At 62.4% G+C, this 4,370-nt stretch carries 5 protein-coding genes; 4 read left to right on the forward strand and 1 reads right to left on the reverse strand.

Going from position 1 to position 4,370, the window contains the following annotated elements; genetic code table 11:
* A partial coding sequence (locus Q1X90_RS01005) for an ABC transporter permease subunit (RefSeq protein ID WP_300765800.1) occupies positions 1-804 on the reverse strand: 804 nt, incomplete at its 3' end.
* Between the two features lie 400 nt (positions 805-1,204).
* Here Q1X90_RS01005 and rplS point away from each other — a divergent pair.
* From rplS to Q1X90_RS01025, 4 genes are all read left to right on the forward strand, one after another.
* Complete coding sequence (gene rplS / locus Q1X90_RS01010; RefSeq protein WP_300765801.1) at positions 1,205-1,570, forward strand: 50S ribosomal protein L19; 366 nt, start codon at positions 1,205-1,207, stop codon at positions 1,568-1,570.
* The gene (gene lepB, locus Q1X90_RS01015; protein WP_300765802.1) at positions 1,567-2,358 is read left to right on the forward strand and encodes a signal peptidase I; all 792 of its coding nucleotides are present in this window, start codon (positions 1,567-1,569) and stop codon (positions 2,356-2,358) included. Before rplS ends, lepB begins: the two co-directional genes overlap by 4 nt.
* Before the next feature lie 54 nt (positions 2,359-2,412).
* Positions 2,413-3,105: a ribonuclease HII gene (locus tag Q1X90_RS01020; protein ID WP_300765803.1), complete on the forward strand. Its 693-nt coding sequence runs from the start codon at positions 2,413-2,415 to the stop codon at positions 3,103-3,105.
* Positions 3,106-3,201: 96 nt separating this feature from the next.
* On the forward strand, positions 3,202-4,281 hold the full coding sequence (locus Q1X90_RS01025) for a LacI family DNA-binding transcriptional regulator (RefSeq protein ID WP_300765804.1): 1,080 nt from the start codon (positions 3,202-3,204) through the stop codon (positions 4,279-4,281).
* The last annotated feature ends 89 nt before the right edge of the window (positions 4,282-4,370 follow it).

The following is a 4,370-nucleotide window of genomic DNA, read 5'->3' on the forward strand; positions in this document are numbered from 1 at the left end:
CCATACGCATAGGTCGATGAGCAGAACGACAAGAACCATCACGACGATGGCCAGACCGATATTCCCCAGGCGTCGTTGCGCCGCGGATTCCTCCACGAAGCTTCCGATGCCGGGAAGAGCATACGTCGTGTTGTTCACGGAGATCATCTCGGAGGCCGTGAGGAAGAACCAGCCTCCGCTCACGCTCATCATGCAGTTCCACAGGAGGGGAATCGCGGAATTGGGCACGTCCAGCTTCCAGAACCGCTGCCAGCGGGTGAGTCTGAAGGACCGTGCGGCCTCGTCGAGCTCCTGCGGTTCGCTGAGCAGCGAGTTGCGGAACGAGAAGGTCATGTTCCACGCCTGGCTTGTGAAGATGGCGAAAACCGAGGCCGCCTCGACTCCCAGCATGGAATGGGGGAAGAGCGCTATCCAGATGGTGATGGTGGCTGAGAGGAACCCCAACACCGGAACGGATTGGAGGATATCGAGAAGAAGGGTCAGGACCTTTCCCATGCGGCGCAGACGGGCCGCGGCCAGTCCGTATAGGAGGGTGAAGACGAGCGAGAAGAGAAGCGCCACCGCCATTCGCAGCAGGGATCGCAGAGTGTAGTACGGGAGGTTCGACGGATCGATGGAGATGCGGGAGGGGGGTCCCTCGGGGCCGAGCTTCGCGCCCACGTCGGGAAGAATCCATGCGATGGCGCTGAAAAGGACAAGAATCCCCGTCACGACGATGACGTCGGAGAGAATCGCCGTCCTCGTGGATGCGGGTTTGCCTCCGGAGGCTTGTTGTCCGGTGCCGATGAATGGTGAGAGGGACATGCGCACCTCCTTGCCGAGAACGAAATTCCAGGGCGTGTCATACATATGGCGTTTGGCGTTTTCGCGTCGGTGCGTCGGCTGTCACAATAGAGGCGGCCATACGGTTTGTCAACGTGGGCGGGCTTGCGTGGGCTGGTGTGCGGGGCCATGCGTGATGGGCTGTCGGGCAGCTTGCCCGATGGGCGGTCTGATGGTATGATTCTGCAGGTTGTGCCGAGGGTCGCTCCGCCACATGGGTGCCTCCCTCCCTGGGGTTCAGCCTCGCGGTCCAAGCGGCCGGCGTGGCGAATCGGCATCTTCCTCCGGTGGTGCCGGAGGAAAGGTTGCGGGTGTTTCCGATCGCTGAGGCGCGGATCATCCCGATGATGTCGTCGGCATGTGGCGGCGATGGAGGTAAGTCATGGTTAACGCCATTGAGGCATTCGAAGCCAAGCACATCACCGGCGCCGAGAACATCCCCGACTTTCGTCCCGGAGATTCCGTCGATGTCAGCGTGAAGATCACCGAAGGCAACAACACCCGTCTGCAGTCCTTCGCCGGCGTGGTCATCGCCCGTCAGGGATCGGGCGCGCGTGAGACTTTCGTGGTGCGTAAGGTGAGTTTCGGCGTGGGCGTGGAGCGTCGCTTCCCATTGCATTCCCCGGCGATTGATTCGATCAAGCTGGTGCGCAAGGGTCGCGTGCGTCGTGCGAAGCTGTACTACCTGCGCTCTCTGCGCGGCAAGGCGGCTCGTATCGTCGAGCGTCGCGATAACACGTCGAAGTGAGCGGTTCCGTGTCGTCCGGCGTTTCCACGCAGGGCGCTGCGGAGGATTCCCACATTTCCGATGTGGCCGACCACGGCGTCGATCCATGGCCATCGGGTTCCGTCCCGGGGCCGGGGACCGGCGCCGCGCCGCATCGTAGTGGGAGCGGACGCGGTCGGCATATCGACCGTACCCGTTTCCGGTTGCGCGATGCCGTCATATACTGTGGCATTCCCGTTCTCGTGGTTCTTCTGGTGAGGGTTTTCGTCGTCGGCATGTACGTCATACCGTCGGGCTCGATGATGGGCACCATCGAGGTGGGGGACCGTGTGATGACATCGCGTCTGTCTGCGCGCGCGTCGAGTCTTCGCCGTGGAGACATCATCGTGTTTCATGACCCGGCGAACTGGCTGAGCGACGAGGGGAGCTCCTCCTTGCGGAGCAGCGACTATCTCATCAAACGTCTTATCGGTCTTCCCGGTGATGTCGTGACCTGCAAGGGCGCGGGCAGTCCTGTGACGATCAACGGAGTTGCCATCGACGAGACGTCATATATCCGTTCGGGAGTGGATCCGAGCTCCTTCTCCTTCAGTGTGAAGGTGACGGCTGGGCATGTATTCGTCATGGGCGACAACCGCGCCAATTCGGCCGACTCCCGATACCATCAGAACGATGGTGACGACGGGCTCGTTCCCATGTCCGACGTGGTGGGCGTGGCCGTCGCCACATACTGGCCGTTGAACCGCATATCCGTTCTTAACTCGCATCACGAGGTGTTCTCCAAGGTTCCCGATCGGACGGTCTCCTGAGACATGGAACGTTCCCCGTCCGGTCGCTCCGCCGATGCCACGCGTCGTGGCGTGATGTCGTCCCGTGAACCATCGCTGGTCCATGAGCGGGAGATGGCCGCGCGAGGTTTTGATCTGATTATCGGCTGCGACGAGGTGGGCAGAGGAGCGTTGGCCGGTCCGGTGATGGTGGGCGCCGCCGCCATGTGGGCTCCGGATCTGCGCGAGGAATCCATTCCTGATGGTCTTGCCGATTCCAAACTGTTGACGGCGAAAAAGCGTGAGGCGCTTGTTGGCCCGGTGAGGCGGTGGTGCGCAGATGCGTGCGTGGGATCGGCCCTCAACACCGAGATCGACGCTTGGGGAATGTCTCATGCCTTGGGAATAGCCGCGTTGCGGGCGGTGGCGGCGGTGGAGTCGAGAGTGCATGGGAACACGACTGCCCCTCCTCGGATCGGGGTCATACTCGATGGACCATACGACTACATCACCCGGGCGTTGGATTCCTTCGACTCGCCTGATGTGCCATGCCCGTTCGCGGTCGTTACAGAGGTTAAGGCGGATCAGCACTGTGCCCTTGTCTCGGCGGCCTCAGTGGTGGCCAAGGTAACGCGTGATGCGCTGATGGATGATCTTTCGCGTTCGGATCCGAGCTATGCGCCGTATCGATGGGAATCGAACAAGGGATATGGCTCGGCCGCCCATCGCAATGCCATCGCGCGGTTCGGGCCCACGCGCTGGCACAGAACCAGCTGGCATCTGGTGTAGCCGGAAGACGCATAGAATGTGTCTCGTTGACGTCGGTGGGAGATGCTGGAGGGCGGTGGCATGGGCGGTATCGGAAAAGCCGCGGGACGACCATCCATGTTCGATGTCGCCCGGCTGGCGGGTGTGAGCCACCAGACGGTGTCCCGCGTGATCAACTCATCTCCGGATGTGGCGGCCGCCACGAGGGAGAAGGTCCTGGATGCGATCAGGCAACTGGATTATCGCCCCAGCAATTCGGCCCGGGCCCTTGCGTCGCGGCGGTCACGGACCATCGGTCTGATCGTGGGTGGACTGCGGTTCTTCGGACCGATCCTCTCGATGTCCGCTGTGGAGTCGGTCGCGCGGTCGCATGGCTTGTTCACGTCGATGTCGATGGTTCACGAGGCCTCGTGCACTCCCGAGGAGTTCTCGGACTTGTGCGACACATTTGACGAGCAGAACGTGGATGCCTTCGTGTTCCTCGCACCGACGGACGTGATGCTGCAGGCCGCCTGCCGGGTGAGGGTTTCGCAGCCGACGGTGATCATCACGTCCACCCATGGCCGGTTGGGCATGGGCGAGTGCCGCTCCCTGCTGCGCTTGTCGGGGAGGTCGCGCAACGCCGTGGTTGGGATAGACCAGTGGAGCGCAGTGGAGGAGGCCGTTCGTCTCGCCGCGGGTTTCGGCCATCGTCGCGCCCTGTATTTCGCAGGTCCGTCTGAGTGGCGCGACGCGTCGACGCGGTTGGAGGCGTGGCGCCACACATCGGTTCGCGAGTCGATTCAATCCGTCACGGTGCAGTGCGGCTCATGGGACGCATCCGAGGCGTATGGGCGCATGAACCACATCATCGATAGGGTGGGCGCTGCCGGAGGCGTTCTGGCCTCGCTTGTGGTCACCGCCAACGACAGCCAGGCGGTGGGTGTCTGCCGCGCCCTGCACGAGCACGGTCTCCGGGTTCCGCAGGACGTCAGCGTCATCGGATTCGACGACATGCCCGCGATGGACAACATGTACCCTCCTTTGACGACGGTGAGACCTGATTTCGAGAGGTTGGGAAGTGTCGCCATGTGTGAGGTGCTGTCCCTTCTCGGTGAGGGGGATGAGCCGGGGTATTCCGTCTCGGCGCATGGTGTCGGTCTTATCCCCGCTGAGCTTGTCAAACGGGGGTCGCTGGGGCCGGTTCCCGTCCGCTGATTTTTGCCGCGTCGCCACGGTTTTCCCCGTGGGGCGGGTTCTTCCCGAGGTGTTTTCCGGGGGTGTTTGTCAATGACCGTCATTTGTCG

Origin of the sequence: uncultured Bifidobacterium sp. (assembly GCF_949292005.1) — a bacterium.
In the GTDB taxonomy this organism is placed as follows: Bacteria; Actinomycetota; Actinomycetes; order Actinomycetales; family Bifidobacteriaceae; genus Bifidobacterium.